Genomic DNA, 25,091 nt, shown 5'->3' with positions numbered 1-25,091 from the left:
GACATTTAATCAAGAGGTATAAATGAACAAGTCAATGCTTTGCTTGGCCATAACAGGAGCTTGGGCTCTTACCGGCTGTGGCGCTGGAGAAGAACCCTATAAGGAACTTCCCAAAGATGAAAAACAGATCACCACAGCTGATATAGACAAGGCCGGCGAACGCCAGTATCTCTATATTCGCAGTGTAGGAAAGGCACCGCGTTATGCCGCATCAATTCGCGGTTTCTCTCAGGGTACACCAAAATTGGTCACGCTACGCAAGACTGCAAATGGTATTCAGGTGCGCCAAATCGATCGTGATGCCATTGGACTGGATCATGACTCTCGTTATGACGATGAATACAACGAAGCTCCTGTGCTGACCATTCCCGGTAAGTATATCGATTACAAGTGTACCGAAGACAGATGGCGCGAATGTATCAACGTCGAAGAGGAAAACAGGGACGCCGATCTAAAGTGGCAGGACAAAAACTATTTTATTCCGGACTTTGCCGAGACTAAGATTGCCGAGCTGGGCATTAACGATCTATTTATGTTCGGTCAATGCGTTACCGAAACCGAAGATCCACGCCTGGTCAACAGCGGTGACTGGAAAGGCTATGAGATGGATCTGGCCAAGGGTGTCATCAACATCGAAATCGAGCACACCTATCAAGCCGAGCCACAGTGTCTCAATAAGTTCTATAATGGCAGCCTGGATAACCTCTCATTTACCAGCACAGAATATATCTCTATCGTTGCCATCGATGAACTGGCAAATAAAGAATATCAGGCGATCCCATACAGCCCGAACGAAAATGGAACCTACGGATTCTTCACCTCGGATCACAGCTATCGCGATGCCACTGACAGCGCCGGTGTCGATGGATATGTTCGTACCTACATGAACCGGGTCGATCCAACCAAGAAGAGCTTAACTTACTATCTGAGTAATAACTTCTTCTTGCCAAAAAACAAGCCATATTTAGACGCTGCACATCAAACGATCACAGCGCTTAATATCGAAAATAAGCTCTACAAGACAGGCTTCCCGGAGCTTATTATCGAACAAGCCCATGATAAGCGTCATGGTGACTTGCGCTACAGTAACATTACGCTGTTCGATGAGCCTCTCGATAATGGTTTAGCAGGCTATGGTCCCTCTGCCGCTAACCCTGCAACGGGTGAAATCGTCAGTGCCCGAGTGAATCAGTACAGCTCTAACCTGAAACAAGGCGCAGTGCGTTATTATCGCCAGGTTCGCCTCGATTATAATCGTGGCAAGTTAGACGCATCATCTGCGGCAGAGCTCACTGGTGTACCTTACTCATCAACCGCTACAGCGGAAGTTGTAAAAGTTACCGACACAACTGCAGATACAAGCATGTTTGCTAAGCCTGAAACCACTCTTGAGGTTGCGGCCAGCACGCTTCCAAAATTACCGGTAGACAACACTTTCGAAAATTTAGTCGAATTTGATGCCGATACACAGGCATTCTGGTCAGAAAACAGCATGATGCATGTTGATACGGTATTTGCCGAAGGTGGTCAAAACCGTGAGCTCCCAAGGGGTGTTAAAGATCACGAGATCAACTGGAAAAATCCATCCTTGTGGGTCGATGGCAGCATAGGCAATAAACTTATTGCCTTCGAAGAGATGCCAATCGCTTTGCAAGATGAACTAACGACTCAACTTGCGGCTCAGGCTTTCGCCGGAACCCTAAGTCACGAGCTTGGTCATACTTTCGGTTTGAGACATAATTTCTCCGGTAGTACCGATGCCGATAACACCTTCAGTGAAGCTGAGCTAAAAGCACTCAATGATCAGTTTTCTGCAGCGGGTTACCCGAACCTGACGGCTAAAGCAGAATTCTCAAGCCAGATGGACTATAACGTCAACCGTTTCGCGACTATGCTGCAGCCCTACGACTTAGCCGCGCTTCGTTTCGGTTATGCCCGTGAGGTCGAGCTTAAAGGCGAGCCTGAAACAGCCACTAAGTTTGTATCTCTTAAAGAGGAAGATGAGAAGCGTCGTCAGGAACTTATTGATGGTAACGTCAATGGAGACACGCGTTTTGGTGCGCTATATAACATTGCTCAACAGCACGACTTACGTAGTTACTCTTTCTGTACCGATGGTCATGTATCATTGAACAGCAACTGTAACCGTGGTGATGCAGGCGAAAACTTAAATGATATTGCCCAGTTCTATATAGATAAGTATAACGATAGCTATGAAACCGCGAACCTGAGACATAACCGTCAGACCCTGTTCGAAGATCATACCCTAAGCTATACCGTAGGCCGTAAGCGTCGTTTCGATGAAATTCGCCAATTTGTCGAAGACATCAGTAGCCTGGAGAATATTTTCGGATTACCTGAAAACTACTTCGTCGAGCCATGTAAAGATGATTCTGCAACGGCCTGGTATTGTAGCAATCAACGAGCCTTGAATGATGCCGCTCAGTTCTTTTTAACGCTCGCCGGTGAAAATGATGCAAGCGTCGATGTGACTTTCAAGATGGTCGAAGATGGCTCTGTTGCCATGAGAAAGTCCTATAACTTCGCCGAACTGCTGGCCCAGTACCGTTTCAAGAGCGGTGATATGAAAGCTCAGTTCGAGCCGGGTGAAGTTATCAGTAAGTTCTCTGACTCACCGGAAGCCCTTAAAGATCTGATCCTTAACTACGCGATTAACCCAAGCTTCCATGACAAGCTGGATATGGATGTGACCTTCTCGGGTCGACTACTTAACGGTATTAAGGTACCAGCATCGTCACCCAACCACCCTTATGTCAACGAACGTGATGTATTAGGTGTTTGGCCTGACAAATTACTTGCGGTTCGTGCCTTAGTCTCCAGAACGACTGCTCGCAGTACGACCGGACGTGGCTATAAGGCACTGGTTGATCTTCCTGAAGTTGGTAATGACTTCAAGGATATGCTGTGTAAGATGGTAATGGGAGACGGTCCGGGACTCACAAATGGCGGCACAGCGCTATTTGTCGAGTCTTGTGGTGCAAGCGGCAAACTTAATGAGTTATTGCCTAACTACGTCGACTTTGCTACTCAGAGTATCGAGCCACTGCCTAACTACGATCGCATGGTGTCACGCTATTTTGGTTTCGATACCGTCAATGGTCAGCCTAAAGGTAAGAGCAATCTTCTGGAGCTGATGTTACGTCAAGTCGTTCTCGCCTCCGTAGATAGTGACTATCAGGGAGAGCAAAAAGCAAGGATCTGGCGTGAATATGTGAGCATCCACCTGGCGGGACCGGCACTTGACTCGCAAGCAGAGATTAAGCTGAACGGTCTTATTTACGTTGCTACATCTGAAAATACACTGGCGATGAATCTAATCACCCGTATCCAGAGTGTTGAAGCGTTCATAGAAAGCAACCCTGATTCGATGGACATTAAACTTACCGCGGGTACGGTTGGCGAGATATTGAATGGCCAGCTCGAACGTGACCGTTTAGTGCTCACTTATCTACCGGTTACCTATTGAGAAAAGGTCGCAATCACCTACCCGTCCATATTTTACGTTAAGTGATTGGTAAATAGAGATAAGCGTAAAATTAAAAATGCCGTCAGGAATAGTCTTCCCGGCGGCATTTTTTATGAAATATAAGTATTTCAATCACAGCTTACTACAGCACGCTGCACAACCCCTTACTGGCGATGAGTATCGTTCATCGACACAAACGCTTGTTCTAAATATTCAGCCTCTGCACACAAGCCCTTGAGTGAACACAGCCTGATGATGCACTCCAGTGTACACAAGCCTCCGTCGACCTGATTACGCCGCAATTTGAACTGAGAAGTATTAACCTCGGGAAGCGCAAATTTATTCGCCTGCTGCAGGTAGGGGCTTTGACGGAGCATTTTTCTGGCCTCTTGCCAGGTCGCATCGATAATGACCAAGGTTTCGGGCAGTTCTGTCAAGTATGAAGCTGAAAGCTGTGGCTCAATGCTTTGTGTATCGCCACTTTTCCCGTCAACAGGAGCCTCTATAGTCACAGCCGGATACAGGACCGCCGCACCGGGTTGATGCAGGATCTGCAATAACGCTTTATCGGTACGAACCCGAGACCAGATAATTCGGCGACACCACTGAGGATAGGCCCTCAGTGCCAAGGCGCCGGTATTGGTTAGGCGTTCGACTTCTCTTTCATGGGTTAACAGGATCACATTCATCGATATTTCTTAAGTTTTTGTCTAACTGGCTACAGATCCAAGCATTATCTAACGAATAGCCGTTAGGGTTCAAATTTATCAAATATGAGCCTAGAACATAGCCAGCGACTAAGATAACATGGTGAGAACGATTATTATTACCACTCATTCAAAATGAATGACTGTCATGAAGTCACCCAATATGTTTCTACCTTTTACAGGACGCTTCTCACGCCTTCAGGTTAAGCTGTTTAGTTACTTCGCCGTCTCACTGTTGGCCATTTTACTCATAGCGACTGCAATTGAGAGCGTTGTACTCAATCAACTGCTCACTCTGCCCACATCGACCCAGGAGCACCTTCAAAAGCTTGCGAATGAAGCCAAAGCACTTTTGGAAAAAAATGATATTGAAGGGCTTGCAAAATGGGAAGAGCAGCAAGATTTCACGCTCTATATATTGGATAAAAACCAGAACACTGTGAGCCACAGAGAGATGCACCCCCACTTTGTCTTTAAATTGCAATACATGAGGCAGTTACAACAGCCAATGGGAGATCGCGTTAGAAAGCCCCTGATCGGCATACCTCTGTTCGATAGCTTTAATTCTGACTCTCCCTTGACTCTGGTCGTTCAGCTCAATGCCGATCTCCATCCGGCACAGCAGCTCAGCAGCAGCCTTTGGCTCATCAGAACATTAGTCGGCATTACCGTCTTGTTTCTCTTCTCCTCCCTGTTGGGACGCTACCTGATCCGACCTTTGACTCACCTTCAAACGGGAACAAAGGCACTAGCGGGGGGAGCGTTAACCACACGGATCGCCCATCATTTTTCTGTAAAAGAGCCTGAGTTTTATCATCTTGCGACTGAGTTTGACCATATGGCCGAGCAGTTACAAAACAGTATGCAAAATCAGGAGAGGTTATTGAGGGATGTCTCCCATGAGTTGAGGACTCCATTGGCCAGACAAGAGATTGCACTTCACCTGTTAGAGAAACAAGCCACAGCTCAGCAGATGCCATTGATATCGAGGTTCAAAGATCAAAATGAACAGATGGCAAAGCTTATCGACAGTATTCTTAATTTTAGCCGCCTTAATAATGCCAATATCAGTCTTAATCCAAGTCCATCGTCAATCAGTTCATTAAGAGATCGAATACTCAGAGATATTGAATTTGAAGCCGGGGATAAGCAGACAATCAACTGGACTGAACCGGGCGAGGATATCCCTTTATACACAGATACGAGTTACCTCATCAGCGCCATAGAGAATGTACTTCGAAATGCCCTTAAATATGCGGGCCGGGAGTGTCACATCGAGGTAAGCTGTTTGGCCCTTGATGAGACACTCAAGCTAGAATTTCAAGACGATGGTCCCGGAATTAGTGAAGAGGAGCTCATCACTCTGTTTAATCCATTTACAAGAATGGATGAGGCACGTCACTCGAGTCAGGGCGGTTACGGCTTAGGGCTTGCCATAGTGAAGCAGAGCATCTGGTTACTCGGCGGTGAAGTCAGCGCTCGAAACAGCAAAGATGGCGGTCTTTGCATCAGCATGAATCTGCCTCTTAAACTGAAATCCCCATTGCCCGTTTAGGCACTTAAATTTAGCGATTTCAGTAGAGACTTGAGTTTTGCGCCCATAGTTTAAAGCCTAGGCGCATTTCAAGATAGAACGACTAATTCACGCCTCAACAGACAAAATCGAAGTTACTTATACTTGCTAACCTTCTTTAAGGCTATCTGTTGTTTAAGTTTAGACAGGTGATCGGTAAATACGACGCCTTGAAGATGCTCCATCTCATGCTGTATCACTATGGCCAGGAAGGTATCGGTTTCGATCTCGAAGGGTGTTCCGGTACGGTCTAATGCTTTTATCTTAACTTTTTCACTTCGGGTGACTTTTGCTCTGTAGCCGGGAATAGACAAACACCCCTCTTCACCGACAAAGTCCCCTTCTGCTTCGATAATTTCAGGGTTGATAAGCACTTGAGGCTGATCTCGCTCTGGTGACAAGTCTATGACTAAGATGGCATGTAGACTGCCCACCTGAGTCGCTGCCAAGCCGATACCGTCTTCGGTGTCATACATGGTGTCCAGCAGATCATCAATAAAACCTTGTACCGACTCGATATCCTTAACAGGTTGAGCTTTTCTTTTTAAACGTTCATCGGGGATTGTCAGAATATCCAGTACAGCCATTTCAAGATCACATATTGGGAAAATTTGGCGTCATTATGACCGAATTATCCTTAAAGGCAACTCCGACTCAATGAATTAACCAGATAGTCGCTATCGATATTATCCATCCATATCAAAGTCGTCATTGTATTCGTCCACTAATCAAGCGACCCAATCAAGCCGAAGAGAAAGGCATAACTTGTAATAATAGCGTTAAATCGCTAGCATAAGAATGAGTGTATACAATATACGGATTATATATGTCACAAGTAAAACGTACGCCTTTGCCGAAAACTTTCTTCGTTGCTAATACGATGGAGATATTTGAACGTCTTGCCTGGTATGGATTTTTTACCCTGTCGTCACTCTATATGACCTCTCCGGCTCGTCAGGGAGGATTAGGTTTCACTGAACAGGAACGTGGACTTCTTCAGGGAATGATCCCATTTTTCCTCTACCTCTTCCCGGTATTAACTGGCGCGTTGGCCGACCGCTATGGTTACCGCAAGATGTTTTTGACCGCCTACCTCATCATGTGTCCAAGCTATTTTATTCTGGGACAGGTCGACTCATTCGCCGGCTTCTTTATCGCTTTTATGGGCGTCGCATTAGGCGCAGCCTGTTTTAAGCCCGTTGTCACGGGCACGATTGCACGCACGACCGATGAAACCAACCGAGGACTGGGTTTCGGGATATTCTATATGATGGTTAACATAGGTGGGTTTCTGGGCCCCTTTATTGCCGGATACGTTCGGGCTATCAGCTGGGATTGGGTATTTATCATGTCGTCATTCTGGATAGCGGTAAACTTCATCCCTGCTTTGCTTTTTTATAAGGAGCCTACCGATCCTAAAGCACAAAAAGGAAAACCATTAAGCGCGGTATTTGCAGACATTCAGCAAGTGTTGGGGAATGTACGTTTTGCTATGCTATTTTTTGGCACCTTAGTCATACTGATGTCTTATGGCGCAAAGTGGATAACGGGAGAAACAACGTTAATCATCTATTTCGTCTGGTTTATCGGGCATTTCCTGTGGGATCTGACGGCCAAAACAAACCTGAAATCCCCCTGGTACAGACAGAAGATCAGCTTAGGAAACAAACCCTTCGTTATCTACCTTCTGATCTTGTCAGGCTTTTGGATGGTGTATCAACAGATATTTATCACCCTGCCAATCTTCATTCGTGATTTTGTCGATACTTCGGATCTGGTGATGATGTTGGGCCAATATCCTGATCTTTTATCTTTTTTAGCTCCTGTAGACACTCACACACTACAGACTGAGCTCGTCAGACTCTCTCAGGCGGTTGCCGCCAATGAGGTTGACATTAATCAGGCCTATTTCGAACTGGTCCACTCCAAGGTAATGGTTCCCTTAACCGAATTGAATATCGGTCTAGCTGCCATCTCGCAAGATCCATCAACTGCCGTCGACTATTCACAAACCTGGACTGCGCAACACAGACAGATAAATCCTGAGTACCTGATTGGGTTGAACTTCCTCTCAATTGTTCTACTTCAAGTGATGATCAGTCGCTTTATCGAACGCTTTCAAGCACTACCCATTTTAGTTGCCGGTACCATTATTATATCTTTGGGTACAGCACTCGGTGGGGTTGCTCACGGAATGATAATGGGCGGCTTTATGGTGCTGACATCCATTTTGGTCTTCTCTGTCGGCGAAATGGTTGCCTCACCAAAGAGTCAGGAGTACGTGGCAAGTTTTGCACCCAACGACAAGAAAGCCATGTTTATGGGTTATTACTTTGTCTCCTCAGCGATCGGTTTTTTACTTGCAGGTCCTCTATCGGGTTACCTTTATTCGGAAGTGGCAAAGAATGCCCATCGCCCCGATCTTATGTGGTACATCATAGGCGGCTTTGGCTTAGTCACCGCTTTAGGTTTAGTCCTGTTTCATAAATTTGGTGCAACTCAATCGCAAGATATTGAGCTGCAACAGGAGACAATAGAGGTGACATAGATAAGTAATACCGATTGGTATTATTACAATGAATTACCATACTTCAATCAAAATTGAGATTGTATGGCGAAGCCCCACTTAGTCTCCTCTTCGCTGAAACTCTCATATTGATTAGACTCATAACGATATCGGATCTCCCAGGACCAGCGCTCTGTCACACGGTAACCAAGTGATAGCCACGCATGAGTTTCATAACGTTCACTGCCATCGATCGCCGCGCTGCCCTGAGCAACCAAGGTGTTATACCACCTGTCACTCCAAGGTTTGAGAGCCGTCACACTGGCATTTGCCGTAATACTGTCACTGCCTGGATTATCTTTTACACTCAGGTAATTTGCTCCAAATTCAGTAAACACAGCGGTATCCATCCAGCCATTAAACTCGCTGATAATGCCAAGCTGATATTGGTAATGGTTAAAACGGCCAATTTCCGTATCCGTTTTCCCATGTTTAATAGAAGCACTTAAATTCCAGTTACTTAATGCGCTTTGAGGAGAATAGAGATAAGACAAGCTCCATTTATCGCCCCCAAGGTTCGAATTTAATTCAATTTTTTGATTCTCCCCCCCCAAGCGCCCCGCGACTTTTAGTACATCGGCGTCGAAACCCGCTCCTAAGGTGGTGGTTAAATTGAGTGGGTCGGCAATATGACGAGCAGTTTGCGCGTTCACGGCACCGGAGAGGCAGAGAAGAATGAGGGTTACGGGAAGTCCCCCCTTATTATTGAAATACATTTGTAACACCGGAAAAAATATCATTATCACTGTCAAATCAGGTCTATTCAACACACTTTACCTACTATTACAAAGCCTTTAAAACTGCTCAACATGCAGACCTGAGTCCAACAAAAGTATCAAGGAGTATCGTATTTTGCCGCGTATTCTGGTCTGTATCACGATTAGGGGATATGATGGGTAGGTATGTTGCAGAAGGAAACTGGAGATCAGGTGTCAGTACAGCAAACACACTCACCGATGGAAAAGATCTGGTTTATTGTAGGAATGATCCCAGAAGGCACCGTCACTTCATACGGAAAAGTTGCCGATCTGGCAGGTTTACCGGGAAGAGCCCGATATGTATCGAAGGCGCTAAAATCTGCACCGCAAGAGATGAATTTACCTTGGTTCAGAGTCATTAACAGTCAAGGGCGAATATCTTTTAAAGAAAACTCGCAACCCTATCAGGCGCAGATGGAACTGCTTAGGCTCGAAGGCGTTGAGGTTATTCGTGGGAAAATTAAATTGCAAGACTACGAGTGGCAGCCTGATATCGCAACCTTAGTACTGGAGATTCCATTTTAAATCTATAAATCAAAAAGATAAATTAGCTTATCAGATGAGTTGAATATACAGCATTGTTTACATCAGGCTCGATATGCATCAGCATGCCTCCGGTTCTGTGAACTGAAAAGGAATAAACTTGTCTGAATATCAAGGTTAGTAAAATATTGCTATGATCATACTTGAATGAGTGTGTTGAAAATATCTGTTTTAAGGAGATCTCATTGTCTATCGGTAAACGACTCGTACTGGCAACGAATTTATTATGCTTTAGCTTTTTCCTAAGCGCTGAGCCCGGGCCCCTGACGCCACACACGGCCGAATATCAGGTCAATTATGGAAGCATAGAACTTGGGAAAGCCAGGTACCAGCTGCCAAACGCCGAGGGAAACCTTTATCATTATCGTTTTGACAGTGATGTCAGCTTATTAGTTCTATCCGATAGAAGAAATGTAGTCAGTGACTTCACCCTAAAAAATCAACAGCTTACTCCTATGCGTTATATCCATAACCGTAAAGGCACAGGCCCCAGTTATCAGGAACAAGCTGCCTTTGCCAAGGGGCAAGAGGTGGTTCACAGTCGCTATAAAGATGAGAGAGCAAAACTGCCCTACACCGATATTTTATATGATCCCTTAATGGTACAACTGCAATTTCGTCTCGACTTAGCTCAGGGTAAGAAAGAGTTGCACTACGTCATGGTGAAAAGCGGAGAACTCGATGAGTACGATTTTAAAGTGGTCGGAAAAGAGAGAATGAACATTGAAAGTGGCAGTTATGAGACCATCAAGATCGAGGTGATCAGGGATAACACAAAGAGGCAGACCTTTTTTTGGATGGCGCCCAAATTAGGCTACCTTCCGATTCGTCTGACTCACTTCGAAAAGGGTAGCAAGCAACTCGATATTAAATTACTCAGTTATCAATTCGCTCAAGAACAGCAAACCGTCAACGCCGAGCCATTGAGCTCCAAGGTTATCACGCCACTATAATTCATCAAGTTGCACCGCCAGCAAATAATTAGCGGTGCAATTGGTAAGCTTAACAATATCCCATTTAACTTGAATTAATTCACTTCGTGTCAGATAGATACGAATTCAATCTCTTCAGGCCAGAGAAACAGGGTATGACAAAATTTGTCATCACCACTGCCAAACCACTTATTTATTTCAACGCATTCATATTCAATCGACTCAACAGTAAAGCATTCTCCTACCATGGTAGATACATCTTTAAGCTCATGCTTGTCATAGCCGACATCGGGTAACTGAAGTAGCCTTACGACGTTACCAACAATGACCTCATCTCCATTTTTATCTCTCATGACTCAAACAGACCTTTGATAAGACTTAATCCCCTAATCACTGAGCACCTATCAGCAGTCCTTTACAAAACAGCTTCCATTCCCCGGCGGATAATATGTGCCAATGCTCATTATTAGTTAATGGCCTGGTGGCTATCACAGTGACTATATCATTGGCCGTCGTCTCTTTATCGAAATCGATAACAACATCGGTGTCTATGAGTCGAGCCTTACCAAACGGTGCCTTACGCGTGATATAGCACAAGTTATTACTGCAATAGCTCATCAAATGTTCGCCATCACTTAAGATCATATTGAACACACCTAAGGCACGAATTTCATCGGCTAGCTTGGCTATATAATGATAAACGAGTGTAATATCCTCCGGCTCGTTATCGCCAAATTTTTCGACAACTTTCTCTAATAACCAGCAAAAAGCGAGCTCACTATCGGTATCACCGACCGGCTGATACCTTGAAACCTTAAATTTATCCTGGTATTCACTCAGCTGACCGTTATGCGCGTAGGTCCAATACCTTCCCCATAATTCACGGGTAAAGGGATGAGTATTCTCAAGGGATACACACCCACGATTAGCCTGCCGAATATGGCTCACCACCACTTCACTCTTTATTGGGTAGGATTGGATCAGCTTCGCAATTTGAGATTCGCTACTTGGGCAGGCATCTTTGAAGGTACGACTTCCCTTTCCCTCATAAAAGGTGATCCCCCAACCATCGACATGAGGGCCTGTGACACCACCTCTTTGAGCCAGGCCGGTAAAGCTAAAAACAATATCTGTCGGCACATTGGCACTCATCGCCAGTAGTTCACACATTCATACGCCCTATTCATCACTATCTATAATAATTCTAGTTTAACTACATGAAGCTAAAAGTGGAATCCTGCCATAAAACAAATTTTTTAAACGTTTGTTTGAAATATTACTTGTATTAAGTCACACATAGGGTTAAATTTTATGCGACACAGGTCTGACCACAACCTATAATTGTGATTATGATCAATAAAACATTTGGCCTTTGGTCAATATTCAGGTCGCATTTTAAGGAGAATAACAGTGACTACCCTACTTTGGATCCTTGCGATGCTTTTTACATTAGGCGCCTTAGCCTATTTAAGAGTATCTCTGCTTACATCAAGCATCATCGCCGCAGTCGTCATGACTGTAGGTTCAGCAACTGAAGTGATTAGTCCCCTTATGTGGATTATCTTTTTAGCTATCGCGCTCCCCCTAAACATTAGTGCATTTCGAAAAAACTATCTAACAAGACCTCTGTTAAAACTCTACCGTGGCATCATGCCTGAGATGTCTTCTACCGAAAAAGAAGCGATCGAAGCGGGCACAACATGGTGGGATGCGGATCTTTTTGCAGGTAAGCCTGATTGGAAGAAACTTCATAATTACCCTACGGCCAGATTGAGTGCCGAAGAGCAAGCTTTCCTGGATGGTCCGGTCGAAGAAGTCTGCAAAATGGTCAATCAACATCAGGTATCCCATCAACTTGGTGATCTACCTGAAGAAGTTTGGCAATATCTGAAAGATCACGGCTTCTTCGCAATGATCATTAAGAAAAAGTACGGCGGCCTTCAGTATTCTGCCTACGCTCAATCTCGCGTACTTCAAAAGTTAGCAGGTGTCAGCAGTGAATTGGCTTCAACGGTTGGCGTACCGAACTCTTTAGGTCCGGGCGAGCTTCTACAGCACTACGGTACTCCAGCCCAGCAAGACCATTATCTGCCAAGACTGGCTAAAGGTCTGGAAGTTCCTTGTTTTGCCTTAACGAGCCCGGAAGCGGGTAGTGATGCCGGTGCCATTCCTGACTTAGGTATCGTCTGTAAAGGTGAGTGGGAAGGCGAAGACGTTCTAGGTATGAGAATTACCTGGAACAAGCGTTACATCACCCTTGCACCCTCTGCGACAGTACTTGGACTGGCATTTAAACTGCAAGATCCTGATCACCTGATGGGTGATAAAGAGGAACTTGGGATCACCTGTGCTCTTATTCCAACAAATATTAAAGGGGTAGAAACGGGTCGTCGTCACTTGCCTCTTAACTGTATGTTCCAAAACGGTCCGACCACAGGTAAAGACGTATTTGTCCCGTTGAGCTTTATCATCGGCGGTCCGGAAATGGCCGGTCAAGGCTGGCGCATGCTGGTTGAATGCCTATCGGTTGGTCGTGGAATCACTCTTCCTTCGAACTCTGCCGGTGGAGTTAAAACCGCCGCCGTAGCGACCGGAGCTTACGCCCGAATTCGTCGTCAATTTAAACTACCTATCGGTAAACTCGAAGGTATCGAAGAGCCAATGGCTCGGATCGGTGGTAACGCATACCTGATGGATGCGGTAACAACCTTAACCACTACGGGTATCGATTTAGGCGAAAAGCCTTCGGTGATATCAGCCATCGTTAAGTTCCACCTAACTGATAGAATGCAGAAGTGTGTCATCGATGCGATGGATATCCATGGTGGTAAAGGCGTATGTTTAGGCCCGAATAACTATCTGGGCCGTGGCTACCAGGCTGCACCAATTGCAATCACAGTTGAGGGCGCGAACATCTTGACCCGCTCACTGATCATCTATGGCCAAGGGGCGATTCGTTGTCACCCTTATGTATTGGCAGAGATGGAGTCGGCATTTGATTCTGATAGCAATAGAGGTCTGACCGACTTTGATTCGGCTCTGTTCGGGCATATCGGATTCACAATCAGTAATCTGGTTCGCAGTTTCTGGCTGGGTCTGACCTCCAGCCGTTTCTCAAATTCACCGTATTCTGATAAGACAAAACGTTACTATCAACATATGAATCGTTTCAGTGCAAATCTGGCTCTGCTCTCTGACTTAGCCATGGCAACACTGGGGGGTGGATTGAAGCGTAAGGAGCGGATCTCGGCACGACTCGGCGATCTATTGAGCCAGTTATATCTGGCATCGGCTACCCTTAAGCGTTATCAAGATGAAGGACGTCAAACAGAAGACTTGGCGCTTGTACAATGGGCCGTAGAGGATTGTCTGTATAAGCTTCAAGATTCTCTCGATGACCTTTTAGATAACTTCCCTATGGGTCTGGGTCATGTTTTACGCCTGATTATCTTCCCATTTGGTCGCCCGCTGAAACGCCCGAGTGACGTGTTAGATCATAAAGTCGCTAAGATTATGCAAACACCTTGTGCGAGTCGAGACCGTCTGGGTAAAGGTCAATTCTGGACCGCATGTGAAAATAATGCCGTTGGTATTCAGGAGCAGACATTTAAAGACATTCTCGCTTGTGAGCCTCTGTATGACAAAGTGTGTAAAGCAGCCGGTAAACGTCTTCCATTCATGTGGCTGGACAAGTTAGCAGCCGAAGGTAAAGCACTTGGTGTCTTGAGCGAAGATGATGTGGCCTTGCTTGAGCGTGCAGAGATTGGACGAATGAAATCGATTAACGTCGATGACTTCGACCCCGACGAGTTACGAGCATTCACTATCACCAGCCCAAGCCATGAGCAAGCAGCTTAACCGTTAATGGCATGCAATAAGATGTGATAAGTAAATGAATTGAAGGAGGCGAAAGCCTCCTTTTTTTACTTTCGAATAAAGCCCATAAGGTTTTATACTGAGTTCACGGCAACCTCTCGACGTCACACTAAACGCTAATCCTTTGAATCGCTCTCAGCTTCATCCAGACTCTCCGATAACTTATCCTGCTCCCTAGCCAACGCCTGTGCCTCGACTGGTAAGAGACTGATCAACTCGATTCCGCTTGATAGCCGGGTATCCGAAGCGGTAAATATATGCACTTTCGTCCCCTCCAGATAGATAAGCGGCATGGCACTGTCTCCATAGCGGGTGCAAAAATCATTAAAGCTGAAGTTATCGGTAATATTGGTACTCTTAATCACTGCCCCTTTGGACATTAGACTCGCCAATTTAGCGTAAGAAACGGACTCACCAAATAAACAAAGCCTTTTCATATAGCTTTCGGATAGTTGGTGCCTCGCGCTTGTCTCTTCAGCGTTACTCAATCCGTATACTTTTTCACTACCAAGCAGATCTTGATAATGAAAACTCACCAGAGGATTGAGCTGCCGATAGGGAGAGATAACCAACAGGCGCCCTATTCCTGTCATATCGAGAAAATTCGTCGCATGCTCCGATGCGGGGTTTCCGAAATAGACGGGAATGTTGTCCATACGAGCCAATCTGATGTTGTTCCAGTTATTATCCGCCAGGATAACGCTAACCTGTTTAGATTTTAGAACTTTTGCCAGCTCCCTTGAGAACTGCGCAGCACCAAAAATCAATAAACCTTCGGAAGAGCCGGCATTGACTCCCAGATATCTGGCCCAGATCCCCGCAGTTAAACTTTGAATGACCACAGTTCCTATGATAATTAAAAATACCAAAGGCACAATTAACCCCGCTCCTTCGACCCCTAACCCTTCGAGCTTAATGGCGAAGAGCGAAGAAACGGCCGCCGCGACGATGCCCCGGGGTGCCATCCAACTTAAAAACCACTTATCAGCTCGACTTAAAGACGTGCCTATTCCGCAGCACCAGACACTCAGGGGGCGAGCAATAAACATTACAATCGCCAATACCCCTACTCCCTCCCATCCCAGACTTAACAGGGCATGAGAGTCCAGGCGAGCAGCCAGCAAAATAAATAACGCGGAGATAAGCAGAACCGTTAGCGTCTCTTTAAACTCGATGATATCGGCAATATCGACTCCTCTCATATTGGCTAAGAAGATGCCCATAACGGTGACACTCAGTAACCCGGACTCCTCCTGCAACAAATTAGAGCCGACGAACACGCCCAACATAATGGTCAATACCGCGGTATTCTTCAGATAGTGAGGCAGAAGGTTTTGCCTTAAGATCTGTCCGACAAAGTACCCGGCCAATGCGCCTAAACCTAAGCCGACCCCAAGCATATAGCCGAGTGCATAGATCATATGTGTAGTCGGATCGGCGGCCACGGCGATATATTCAAAAACCAATACGGCAAGGAGTGCACCTATGGGATCGATAATGATCCCCTCCCAGCGTAAAATGCTTGCCAGTTGTGACTTTGGCTTAACACTTCGAAGCATAGGCACGATAACCGTCGGACCGGTAACAACCACCAGGGCACCAAATAACATGGCCATCGTCCAACTAAAGCCTAAAAGCAGGTGAGTTGCGCCTCCAATACAGAGCCAGGTGATCAGCGCACCTATCGATACCAGGTGGGTGACCATACGGCCATGGTCTTTTATCTCTTTAAAGTTCAGCGTTAATGCGCCTTCGAAGAGAATGACGGCAACACCTAAAGAGATAATCGGGAAAAGCAGTTCACCGAAAAGCTCATCGGGATCCAGTACACCGAGCACAGGCCCCATGATTAAACCACATAACAGGAGAGGCAAAATCGCAGGTAATCGCATTTTCCAGCCTACCCACTGGCAAACAAGAGATAACACACCTACCAGTCCCAGCATGGCTGTGATCTGTTCGACCATATAATTCTTCCTCAAGAGGTGCCATCAGTTTCACTGTTACAAACGCAACCTCATCTGTCGAACAACCGCACCACAAGCATCTGAAAACTCAACCGAGAATGCTCTACTTAGCAGGCCTATTGACTTAAAAGCTGTAAATAACAGATTAGTTTTGATGAATGACATGAGTATGGCTCAAATTTGAGCTATGGATAGAAGAAACAGCCTATGCGCGTGATAATAAAATGATTTATAGTGTTTAATCCTTATTCACTATACGAACAACAACATGAATAGTAGAAATATCTTGTTAATGACGTTCTTTTCAACGTTATTTTTAACGGCATGCGGGCAACAAGTATCAAAAGTGCCAGCCACAGAAGTGAACCTAGATAATGCTCATCGCCATATAAAAATACTGGCTTCCGATGAATTTGCGGGTCGAGGACCACTGACTGAAGGGGAAAGAGTCACCATTGATTATTTGGCGAAACAATATCGCGAAATAGGATTAACCGGGGGCAATAAAGGAAGTTTCTTCCAAACCGTCCCCATGGCCAAGCTCACCTCAGATCAGTCCATGCTTTTAACCATTGGTGATCTTGAGTTTCAGGCGGGAAAAGATTTCACCGCCCGTACTCAGCAGATGAATACAGATATCAAACTCAATGATTCGCAGGTGGTATTTGTTGGGTACGGCATCAATGCCCCTGAATATCAGTGGAATGATTATCGTGACATTGACGTAACAGATAAAACGGTCATTGTTTTAGTCAATGATCCAGGCTTCGCGACACAAGACGATAATCTATTTACCGGCAACGCCATGACCTATTATGGACGTTGGACCTATAAGTATGAGGAAGCGGCCAGACAAGGGGCAAAAGCGGTATTGATAGTCCATGAAACAGCCCCTGCCGCCTATCCATGGAGTGTTGTAGAGAGCTCAAACACTGGCAGCAAATACACCTTAGTAGACGATGAGAATAACAAGAGTAAGCTGCCAATCATGGGCTGGTTACAGCATGAAGCCACGAAACAGGTTTTTGCTCAAGCGGGTCTGGATTTTGACACATTAAAACACCAGGCTATCAGCCGTAACTTTAAGCCTATTCCTTTTAAGCAAACTGCCAGGTTAAACCTGACAACGGCCATTGAACATGCAGAGTCAAACAATGTTCTTGCGTTAATTAAAGGCAGCAAAAGGCCCGATGAAACCATTATCGTCAGTGCCCATTGGGATCATTTTGGTACACAACAAACACCTGAGGGTCCCAAAATTTATAATGGCGCCATCGATAATGCCACCGGTGTGGCGGGCACACTGGAAATTGCACGCATACTGATGGAGCGCCACAAAATTAAGCCGTTTGAGCGTTCAATTCTCTTTGCCAATTTTACCGCAGAGGAAACGGGCATGATTGGGTCCGAACTCTTTGCTCGTGGCACCGTTTTACCCACTAAAAACATCGTAGGCTTACTGAATATCGATGGTATGAACGCCTTAGACGGAGTCGACTATGTATTACAATATGGCAAAAACATGTCAGAACTTGAGGGGTATCTGCAAAAGGCGGCCAGTAAACAGCAACGACACGTTAAGCTCGATCCAAGACCGCAAAACGGCCTCTTCTTTCGTTCCGACCACTTCTCATTAGCTAAACAAGGAGTTCCAGGTTTACTGTTTATGAGTCTGGGGGATACCGATCCTGACTATATCAGTCACAGATACCATAAAGAGGCCGACGACTATTCAGTTTCCTGGTCATTAGGTGGCATGCAACAGGAGATCGCCTTGATTGTCGATATCGCCAGTGAGCTGGCGACCAACGATGATTGGCCTAAGTGGAAAGCCGATTCTGACTTTAAGAAGCGCAGAGCCGAAGACATGAGCAAGATGTAATTTCATCTCATAAAACACCGCTATTCCCCCTCGTTCACCGGATTAAATCCTGAGCATTCGAGGGGGACTTATTGGTATTCACTAGCTGATATTTTGTTGACTGAGTAAACCAGGTATCGCGGTTAAAAATGCATTGACGGACTCTCTTGCGGACCCGCTGTGATAAATCGCATAAATATCCGCTGAAATGGTCTCTTTTAACGGAATAAAACACACATTTTGCCATTGATGTTGACGGTAACTTTGAGGAACAATCGACACCATAGTGCTCGTTGCCACAACCGCCATTAACGTCGTCGGTTCAATGACCTCCTGAGTCACCTTAGGGTAAAAGCCAGACTCTAAAAGTACCTCAATAATCATATCGGTGGATGCAGAGTTTGTACGGTCAATAAAGACAAACTCTTCATTAATAAGCTCATCCAAACTGAGACTTTGTTTCCTTTTCAATGGGTGCTCATCGGACACCAATACACACATGGGTTCTGCGTATAAAAGTTTTGCACTGAGTGGGTGAATATTTTGTGTATCAGCAAATCGAGCCAAGCCGATATCGATACGATGCTCGATTAACGCTTGTTTCTGCTTCTGTGGCGCCAACTCAATAAAATTAAAGGTATATTCCGGGTAACTCTTTTTGAACTCTCTCAGGGCTGCCCCGAAACCGGCCCAAAATATCGAGCTCATTAACCCTATGTTGATCGTGTTATCCAGCTCCCGGCCAGCCTGAGTCACCTTATTGATCGAGTCACGAAACAGTTCAAACAGTAGTGCACACTCCTGCTGCAATAACAGACCAACTTCAGTGAGCTGAACATGGCGGGTCGTACGCTCAAACAAGATCACATCCAGCACAGACTCCAGCTCTTTTATTTGAGCACTCAAGGGCGATTTTGAGATATTAAGCTGTTCTGCGGCTTGTCCAAAATGCATACATTGAGACACAGCATAAAAGTAACGAAGCATTTTCAATGTTATACGCCCATTTAGTACATTTTCATTAATATCCATTATCCGGTTCCCTGCGTTTAGACGCCTAGATTGTACGCCTAATCAGGATAATAGGGTGGAATTTAGTGATTAATTGAGAATAAAGCTTGGGGTAAATTAAACCTAAGATAATTATTCGGAAAGGAAGAGACCATGAAGACAGATCCTGTAGACAATGCACTAGCCACCATTTCAGCCCTTAAACCAAATTTCAGACCTAAAGCTGCATTCATCTTAGGCTCCGGCCTGGGGATCCTTGCGGACGAACTGGAAGAGAGAGTCTGCATCGCCTATGAAGAGCTTGATGGCTTCCCTATCAGCACTGTCGAAGGTCACTCCGGCGAGTTAGTCTTGGGGAGAATGAATGGTATCGACGTTGTTTGCATGAAAGGCCGCGGCCATTACTACGAACATCAAAGCATGAAAGTCATGACAAATCCGGTGCGAACTTTTAAACGTTTAGGTTGCGAACTGCTAATCGTTACTAATGCCGCCGGGTCTTTACGCCCCGAGAGTATCGACGTCGGCTCCCTCGTCATTTTCAATGACCACATCAATACCATGCCAGGAACCCCCATGACTGGTCGTAATGATGACACCTATGGCCCACGTTTTTTCAGTTTAGCGAATGCTTATGATAAATCCTTACGCATGGAAGCATTGGAGGTGGCCAAAAAAGAGAATATTCATGCCAATGAAGGGGTATTTGTCTCCTACAGTGGTCCGAATTTCGAAACCCCTGCCGAAATACGCATGATGCAGATCATAGGCGGAGACGTGGTCGGAATGTCTGTGGTACCTGAGGTCATATCTGCAGCCCACTGTAACCTTCCCGTGCTGGCTATCTGTGCTATTACTAATATGGCCGAGGGCTTAGGAGATGTCGCCCTGTCTCATGAACAAACACTCAAGTGTGCGAAGTTAGCACAGGATGACTTTATCAACCTAATCAAGGCATTTATGGCAAATCATTTTTGAGGCTAATACCAATTGGTATAACCTCCATGAATGAAGTGTATCAATGCCGGGAGCATTAATTGTCGAAGGACAAAAACTTGTTTACTTGTCGGGTCTCAAGTTTCAAATATCTTTTTTGATTGCTTCATTGGGCTAAAATAGGTACTGGCCCACGTACTAAGTACCATAGCTTCATATTTATCTATCACCTGCCGTGGGCTTTAAGTGCAAACACTTCTGTGACACAGCACCCTCTTTATTAACGGAAAGGGTCCCTATAGCTTCGGCCGTGACTTCCGTGTCACGGACGGTCACAGCCGCGTTTGCACCTGAGTGTATATTTCTTCGATTTAAAGTTTTCTGTTGTAACTCGTATCTGGACATTTCCAATTTAGCCAAAACAATCGAACCTCAATCGAAGAAAGAAATTAACCCAGTGCAGATGAGGCTGCGGACGTTGATGGCATGGATGCCATCGTCGAGCCCACAGGGACTGTGCTTGCGGCGTTTCGCAGAAGTATTTGCACATCACCCGCCGGGCAGGCGTTAGATAGATATGAAGATACGACCTTCAAGCACACGACTAAATACCAGTAATATAATAGAAAATGTAATCAGTCTTCATTCGAAGGCTAGCGAACTTTAGGGCAGAAATGAGTCAGTATATCTCTACCGGTTTGCGTTTTGAACGATAAAAGTGACAATCGTTTATCTAAATGATCATACTTTATTGTCTGCCTACATTAGCGGCACAACGAACAACGACGTGCATGGAAGCACTCAAGTCACCAAGGCCGTCATGAAGACCATAGATAGTCGAGAGTCTGAATTCTATCTACTAAATTTCAGATACAAAAAAGCCCTTGTCTTTCGACAAGGGCTTCGTTGTTTGGCGGAGCGGACGGGACTCGAACCCGCGACCCCCGGCGTGACAGGCCGGTATTCTAACCAACTGAACTACCGCTCCTAAACTTATTGCTTTGCAGCTATTTCATCATTATCTCACTAACAATAAAACTAAATTTAGTAACTTGATTGGCGGAGCGGACGGGACTCGAACCCGCGACCCCCGGCGTGACAGGCCGGTATTCTAACCAACTGAACTACCGCTCCACATCAAGTTGCGGTGAATAATATATAGGTCGGTAGGTCTCGTCAATCAATTTTTTTAAGAGTTAAACTGTTTAGTTAAAAAAGCAGCGATTCAACGGTATTCGCTGCTTTATCAAACGAAATGGCCAGATTTATGAGGGGGGATCTTCCGGCATAGTTAAATCAATTTCATCCAACGCCGGGCCAATCTCCTTCTGCTTTGCCTTCTCTTCGTCTAAACGTAACTGAGTTGCCGCTAACGCCTCTTTCAAGTTGCGACGTTTACGCCAGACAAGTAAACCTAGAATACCGAAGACTAATAACCCACAATTAACTAATATTATCCAAAAGACTGCGTCATCCTTGGCTTTCTTTTCGGCAATAGCCGCTTTCTTCGCCGCGATGGCTGCTAGCTCTTCGGCTGTTGGTGGCGGCTCCGGTGGCTCAATCAAATTGAAGAATCGCTCTGGCATACTGAGTAAGATCTCTCTTCCGCTAAGTGTGGTCGTTGCCGCGACGCCTTTAATCCGGTAGCTGCCAAACTCTGCAACTTCAGGTAGTAGCAACTCACTTTCTGTTTCTTCAAGCCCATTGATGGTGATAGGAAGTTGCAGTCCCGCCGGTCCAACTAATTCAAAATCTAAATGTGTCTCGTCTAACCTCACGGCCTCGTCATTGACCTTAACGAACAACTTCCACCTGTCTTTTAGTGGGTCTTCAGGTTCGATGACATCGACACTTATGGGAATAGGAGACAATACAAACTTATGATGAAAGTCCCTAGACAAAATATTATTTCGAGCATTTACATGAAGATCATAAGTACCCCAGGCTTGAGTTAAATTTATTTTCCCGGTGAACAGGCCGTCATCGGGACGTTCATCTAACCCTTCTCCATTATCTTTATAGGAGCCTACAATAATATTTCCCGTAGCAAAATTTTCTTCACCGACCTGATGGTCACTGACAAATTTAGCTGTCCACTCGACCAGATAATCTAACCCAGGCATTCTAATGCGCTGTTCATCGCCTAATAGCTGCGCCGTGACTTTTAAGCGTTCCCCTTGAAACAGAGGCTGTGGGAAAGGCTCGACAGAGATGTCTAACTTTGAGATTTTCTTTATTGTGGAGCCTTGCACGACGCGCCCGAGTAACTGCCACGGACCAGGCATAGGCTTCTCGATAGTCACAATGTCTCCACTGAGACCATCAACCCATTTGACATGCTTGGGATGGCGACTGGCATACCATTTACTACCATCGGGTAAAACGATAACAACGGGGCCGCTGCCGTACTTGCGTTGAATAACTAAAGTCAGGCTATCAACCATATGATCGATTCGAAAACGATTTTTGAGCTCATGGGCTTTATCTGACGGCACAACAGCGGCAACGGCTATAGTGCTAAAGCCGATACTTAGCGCTATAAGTGAGCCAATAAGTTTATTCTTGATCTTCATTAAAGTCATAAAGTGACGTCTATCCTCGCCAAATACATTGTCCTGATTTTGCAACTAAATCTAATCTTTCTTCATGCTTAGTTAGTTCATCGGCCGTTGCTCTGATCACTTTAAGATTTGCTCTATTACTGTTTAAACGAATGATACCTCCCTCACCTTCTCCAGCCTTATCACCGGAAAGGTTGAACTTAGTCTGACCACCCGTCATCATCAGGTAGACGTCGGCTAAGATCTCCGCATCGAGTAAAGCACCGTGGAGTTCCCGGCGAGAGTTATCTATACCGTATCGCTTACACAAGGCATCCAGGTTATTTTTCTGCCCCGGGTGCAAAAATTTTGCAATATCCAGAGTATCCAGAATCTGACAGATATCCGCCGTTTTCGGACCTCGCGGCTGCAGCAAAGAAAACTCGTGATCCATAAAGTTAACGTCGAAGCTCGCATTATGAGCCACCACTTCGGCGCCATCGATAAAATCGATAAAACTTTGTGAAATCTCGGCAAATTTGGGTTTGTTAGCGACATATTCATTGGTAATACCGTGAACTTCAATCGCTTCTTCATCGATGATCTGTTGCGGATTGATGTACTCATGATAATGGCGTCCGGTTAGGCGACGATTAATCACCTCCACACAACCAATTTCGATGATACGGTGTCCAAGGTAGATGGCGCCGGCCCCTTGGTTCATACCTGTGGTTTCTGTATCCAGAATAACCTGACGTTTTGCACTTGAAACGATATTCATAAGATTAATAGCACTTATTAAGTTTTTGGGTATACTCGCCCAACGATTCGACTATGGTAGCAACTTGATGATGGGTATGAAACAGCTCTCTATATTTACTGATGGCTCCTGCTTAGGTAATCCCGGGCCTGGTGGCTATGGTGTGGTGATGAAATACAAGCAGCACACCAAAGAGATCGCTGACGGTTTCCTGTTAACAACCAACAATCGCATGGAATTATTGGCGCCTATTATTGCATTAGAAGCACTAAAAGTACCCTGTAAAATCGTGCTTACCAGTGACAGCCAATATATGCGACAAGGGATCACTCAGTGGATCCATGGCTGGAAGAAAAAAGGCTGGATCACCTCGAGTAAGCAACCGGTCAAAAATGTCGACCTGTGGAAGCGCTTAGATCTGGCGAGTAAAGGTCATGAGATTGACTGGCGCTGGGTTAAGGGTCATGCCGGACATGTCGAAAATGAGCGCTGCGACACCTTAGCCAGAGAGGCCGCAGAAGCAAAACCTAAACAAGAAGATATCGGCTATCAAGCATAAGGTCTGTGGCTGATATGACCCCGATAAAGTAGACACGGGGTTTAATGTATTGGACTGCCCCGGGTCTTATGGACAAATTTCACCTAAGCTTGGACTGCCCCGGGTCTAAGTGGCCACATTGATAAAGCTCCTGCAGAAGTCGATAAAGGCATCGCACAAAGGTGTCGACTTTCGACTCTTATGGTGAATACGATAAAACTGACGCTCCAGCTCCAGCCCTTCAACTTCAATAATCGCTAACTCTTTTCGGCTTACCTCTTTCTCGAGCGTAAGCTCTGACAGTACGGCTAACCCCGCGCCCTGTTTTACCGCTTGCTTGATGGCATCTGGCGTTGAGAAGTTAAATCTTTCGATGGGCTGCATATCCAGCGCTTGAGCGGAGCTGATAAAATAATCTCGAGTACCGGAGCCCTCCTCTCTCATCACCCAAGGTTGCCCTTTCAAAGCTTGCGGGGCTACCCGTTGACCCGCAAGAGGGTGCGCCGGATGACAAAATACCAATAGTTTATCCTTGTGCCAGGCCTCGACTCTTATTCGACTATCCAGACATTGGCCCTCAATAAATCCAACTTCACTGCGAAACTCGAGCACTGACTTAATCACGGCAAGCGTATTCGTAATATCGAGGTCCACAAGCGCGCTGGTATGTTGCTGACAAAATGCAACCGAACTTTTTGCCATCAAATAATTACCAATGGTAGAACTGGCACTGACGTTTAATGTCCCACTGAGTTCTGCTTCGGGTGAAGAAAAAAGATGCTCAATTTGATCGAATTTTTGAAGTGCTTCCGTCGCTAAAGGCAGTAATAAACTGCCCTGAGAGTTAAGTCTCAACCGATTACCCACTCTCTCAAATAGCCTAGCATCCAATTGACTCTCGAGTTCCGATAATGCCATCGAGGTTGCCGGAGCCGATAAGTTAACCATTTCAGCCGCACGGGCAACTTGTCCACTTCGTGCTACCGCTTCAAAAATGGTTAGCTGTTTTAATGTTATTCGCATCTGCTTCTATTCT

19 protein-coding genes and 2 tRNA genes are annotated in these 25,091 nt (G+C 45.5%); 9 read left to right on the top strand and 12 right to left on the bottom strand.

What is annotated here, in order from left to right:
- Positions 1 to 22 precede the first annotated feature (22 nt).
- On the top strand, positions 23 to 3,487 hold the full coding sequence (locus SSED_RS10435) for a zinc-dependent metalloprotease (RefSeq protein WP_012142353.1): 3,465 nt from the start codon (positions 23 to 25) through the stop codon (positions 3,485 to 3,487).
- A 164-nt stretch (positions 3,488 to 3,651) separates the two neighbouring features.
- Here the strand turns inward: SSED_RS10435 and SSED_RS10430 are convergent, their stop codons facing one another.
- Positions 3,652 to 4,176, bottom strand: coding sequence for a tRNA-uridine aminocarboxypropyltransferase (locus SSED_RS10430; protein WP_012142352.1), 525 nt, complete (start codon positions 4,174 to 4,176; stop codon positions 3,652 to 3,654).
- Positions 4,177 to 4,342: 166 nt separating this feature from the next.
- On the opposite strand from SSED_RS10430, the gene SSED_RS10425 reads away from it, so the two are divergent.
- Entirely contained in the window at positions 4,343 to 5,749 is a 1,407-nt protein-coding gene (locus SSED_RS10425) for a HAMP domain-containing sensor histidine kinase (protein WP_223295970.1), read from the top strand.
- Between the two features lie 113 nt (positions 5,750 to 5,862).
- Here the strand turns inward: SSED_RS10425 and def are convergent, their stop codons facing one another.
- Positions 5,863 to 6,354, bottom strand: coding sequence for a peptide deformylase (gene def / locus SSED_RS10420; RefSeq protein WP_012142350.1), 492 nt, complete (start codon positions 6,352 to 6,354; stop codon positions 5,863 to 5,865).
- 239 nt (positions 6,355 to 6,593) lie between these two features.
- Between def and SSED_RS10415 the strand changes: the two genes are divergently transcribed.
- Positions 6,594 to 8,315 (top strand): MFS transporter, encoded by a 1,722-nt coding sequence (locus SSED_RS10415; protein ID WP_012142349.1) that lies wholly within the window; start codon positions 6,594 to 6,596, stop codon positions 8,313 to 8,315.
- Between the two features lie 47 nt (positions 8,316 to 8,362).
- Here the strand turns inward: SSED_RS10415 and SSED_RS10410 are convergent, their stop codons facing one another.
- Entirely contained in the window at positions 8,363 to 9,049 is a 687-nt protein-coding gene (locus SSED_RS10410) for a hypothetical protein (protein WP_012142348.1), read from the bottom strand.
- Positions 9,050 to 9,235: 186 nt separating this feature from the next.
- Between SSED_RS10410 and SSED_RS10405 the strand changes: the two genes are divergently transcribed.
- Entirely contained in the window at positions 9,236 to 9,616 is a 381-nt protein-coding gene (locus tag SSED_RS10405) for an MGMT family protein (RefSeq protein WP_012142347.1), read from the top strand.
- Positions 9,617 to 9,819: 203 nt separating this feature from the next.
- Entirely contained in the window at positions 9,820 to 10,587 is a 768-nt protein-coding gene (locus SSED_RS10400) for a DUF3108 domain-containing protein (protein ID WP_012142346.1), read from the top strand.
- An 89-nt stretch (positions 10,588 to 10,676) separates the two neighbouring features.
- On the opposite strand, the gene SSED_RS10395 is transcribed toward SSED_RS10400, so the two are convergent.
- Together SSED_RS10395 and SSED_RS10390 are read right to left on the bottom strand one after the other, a co-directional pair.
- Positions 10,677 to 10,919, bottom strand: a complete 243-nt coding sequence (locus SSED_RS10395) for a hypothetical protein (RefSeq protein WP_012142345.1) — start codon at positions 10,917 to 10,919, stop codon at positions 10,677 to 10,679.
- 37 nt (positions 10,920 to 10,956) lie between these two features.
- Entirely contained in the window at positions 10,957 to 11,736 is a 780-nt protein-coding gene (locus tag SSED_RS10390) for a class II glutamine amidotransferase (protein ID WP_012142344.1), read from the bottom strand.
- Between the two features lie 240 nt (positions 11,737 to 11,976).
- Between SSED_RS10390 and fadE the strand changes: the two genes are divergently transcribed.
- Entirely contained in the window at positions 11,977 to 14,424 is a 2,448-nt protein-coding gene (fadE, locus tag SSED_RS10385; RefSeq protein ID WP_012142343.1) for an acyl-CoA dehydrogenase FadE, read from the top strand.
- Positions 14,425 to 14,558: 134 nt separating this feature from the next.
- On the opposite strand, the gene SSED_RS10380 is transcribed toward fadE, so the two are convergent.
- Entirely contained in the window at positions 14,559 to 16,409 is a 1,851-nt protein-coding gene (locus tag SSED_RS10380; protein ID WP_012142342.1) for a cation:proton antiporter, read from the bottom strand.
- A 268-nt stretch (positions 16,410 to 16,677) separates the two neighbouring features.
- Here SSED_RS10380 and SSED_RS10375 point away from each other — a divergent pair, with 268 nt between their 5' ends.
- Entirely contained in the window at positions 16,678 to 18,291 is a 1,614-nt protein-coding gene (locus tag SSED_RS10375; protein ID WP_012142341.1) for a M28 family metallopeptidase, read from the top strand.
- 81 nt (positions 18,292 to 18,372) lie between these two features.
- Here the strand turns inward: SSED_RS10375 and SSED_RS10370 are convergent, their stop codons facing one another.
- Positions 18,373 to 19,302, bottom strand: a complete 930-nt coding sequence (locus SSED_RS10370) for a LysR family transcriptional regulator (RefSeq protein WP_012142340.1) — start codon at positions 19,300 to 19,302, stop codon at positions 18,373 to 18,375.
- A 132-nt stretch (positions 19,303 to 19,434) separates the two neighbouring features.
- Between SSED_RS10370 and xapA the strand changes: the two genes are divergently transcribed.
- Positions 19,435 to 20,259, top strand: a complete 825-nt coding sequence (gene xapA / locus SSED_RS10365) for a xanthosine phosphorylase (protein WP_012142339.1) — start codon at positions 19,435 to 19,437, stop codon at positions 20,257 to 20,259.
- Positions 20,260 to 21,128: 869 nt separating this feature from the next.
- On the opposite strand, the gene SSED_RS10360 is transcribed toward xapA, so the two are convergent.
- From SSED_RS10360 to dnaQ, 4 genes are all read right to left on the bottom strand, one after another.
- Positions 21,129 to 21,205: transfer RNA gene (locus tag SSED_RS10360), tRNA-Asp, on the bottom strand.
- Positions 21,206 to 21,274: 69 nt separating this feature from the next.
- Positions 21,275 to 21,351 (bottom strand) — tRNA-Asp (locus SSED_RS10355).
- Between the two features lie 131 nt (positions 21,352 to 21,482).
- The gene (locus tag SSED_RS10350) at positions 21,483 to 22,790 is read right to left on the bottom strand and encodes a TIGR03503 family protein (protein ID WP_223295969.1); all 1,308 of its coding nucleotides are present in this window, start codon (positions 22,788 to 22,790) and stop codon (positions 21,483 to 21,485) included.
- A 19-nt stretch (positions 22,791 to 22,809) separates the two neighbouring features.
- Complete coding sequence (gene dnaQ / locus SSED_RS10345) at positions 22,810 to 23,538, bottom strand: DNA polymerase III subunit epsilon (protein WP_012142337.1); 729 nt, start codon at positions 23,536 to 23,538, stop codon at positions 22,810 to 22,812.
- A 67-nt stretch (positions 23,539 to 23,605) separates the two neighbouring features.
- On the opposite strand from dnaQ, the gene rnhA reads away from it, so the two are divergent.
- Entirely contained in the window at positions 23,606 to 24,076 is a 471-nt protein-coding gene (gene rnhA, locus SSED_RS10340) for a ribonuclease HI (protein ID WP_012142336.1), read from the top strand.
- A 105-nt stretch (positions 24,077 to 24,181) separates the two neighbouring features.
- Here the strand turns inward: rnhA and SSED_RS10335 are convergent, their stop codons facing one another.
- Positions 24,182 to 25,078 carry a LysR substrate-binding domain-containing protein gene (locus tag SSED_RS10335; RefSeq protein WP_012142335.1) on the bottom strand — a complete coding sequence of 299 codons (897 nt, stop codon included), beginning with the start codon at positions 25,076 to 25,078 and terminating at the stop codon, positions 24,182 to 24,184.
- Between the last annotated feature and the right edge of the window lie 13 nt (positions 25,079 to 25,091).

Origin of the sequence: Shewanella sediminis HAW-EB3 (genome assembly GCF_000018025.1) — a bacterium.
Classification (GTDB): domain Bacteria; phylum Pseudomonadota; class Gammaproteobacteria; order Enterobacterales; family Shewanellaceae; genus Shewanella; species Shewanella sediminis.
The sequence above is the reverse complement of the archived record's forward strand: the minus strand, read 5'-3'. Positions and strand labels throughout refer to the sequence as shown.

Bases quoted from the DNA above. Each gene is read 5' to 3' on its own strand.
- SSED_RS10375 (WP_012142341.1), top strand. From the start codon at position 16,678: ATGAATAGTAGAAATATCTTGTTAATGACGTTCTTTTCAACGTTATTT.
- SSED_RS10370 (WP_012142340.1), bottom strand. From the start codon at position 19,302: ATGGATATTAATGAAAATGTACTAAATGGGCGTATAACATTGAAAATG.
- SSED_RS10350 (WP_223295969.1), bottom strand. From the start codon at position 22,790: ATGAAGATCAAGAATAAACTTATTGGCTCACTTATAGCGCTAAGTATC.
- SSED_RS10435 (WP_012142353.1), top strand. From the start codon at position 23: ATGAACAAGTCAATGCTTTGCTTGGCCATAACAGGAGCTTGGGCTCTT.
- def (WP_012142350.1), bottom strand. From the start codon at position 6,354: ATGGCTGTACTGGATATTCTGACAATCCCCGATGAACGTTTAAAAAGA.
- xapA (WP_012142339.1), top strand. From the start codon at position 19,435: ATGAAGACAGATCCTGTAGACAATGCACTAGCCACCATTTCAGCCCTT.
- SSED_RS10415 (WP_012142349.1), top strand. From the start codon at position 6,594: ATGTCACAAGTAAAACGTACGCCTTTGCCGAAAACTTTCTTCGTTGCT.
- SSED_RS10425 (WP_223295970.1), top strand. From the start codon at position 4,343: ATGAAGTCACCCAATATGTTTCTACCTTTTACAGGACGCTTCTCACGC.
- SSED_RS10410 (WP_012142348.1), bottom strand. From the start codon at position 9,049: ATGTATTTCAATAATAAGGGGGGACTTCCCGTAACCCTCATTCTTCTC.
- SSED_RS10405 (WP_012142347.1), top strand. From the start codon at position 9,236: ATGTTGCAGAAGGAAACTGGAGATCAGGTGTCAGTACAGCAAACACAC.
- SSED_RS10380 (WP_012142342.1), bottom strand. From the start codon at position 16,409: ATGGTCGAACAGATCACAGCCATGCTGGGACTGGTAGGTGTGTTATCT.
- SSED_RS10430 (WP_012142352.1), bottom strand. From the start codon at position 4,176: ATGAATGTGATCCTGTTAACCCATGAAAGAGAAGTCGAACGCCTAACC.
- SSED_RS10390 (WP_012142344.1), bottom strand. From the start codon at position 11,736: ATGTGTGAACTACTGGCGATGAGTGCCAATGTGCCGACAGATATTGTT.
- SSED_RS10335 (WP_012142335.1), bottom strand. From the start codon at position 25,078: ATGCGAATAACATTAAAACAGCTAACCATTTTTGAAGCGGTAGCACGA.
- dnaQ (WP_012142337.1), bottom strand. From the start codon at position 23,538: ATGAATATCGTTTCAAGTGCAAAACGTCAGGTTATTCTGGATACAGAA.
- SSED_RS10395 (WP_012142345.1), bottom strand. From the start codon at position 10,919: ATGAGAGATAAAAATGGAGATGAGGTCATTGTTGGTAACGTCGTAAGG.
- rnhA (WP_012142336.1), top strand. From the start codon at position 23,606: ATGATGGGTATGAAACAGCTCTCTATATTTACTGATGGCTCCTGCTTA.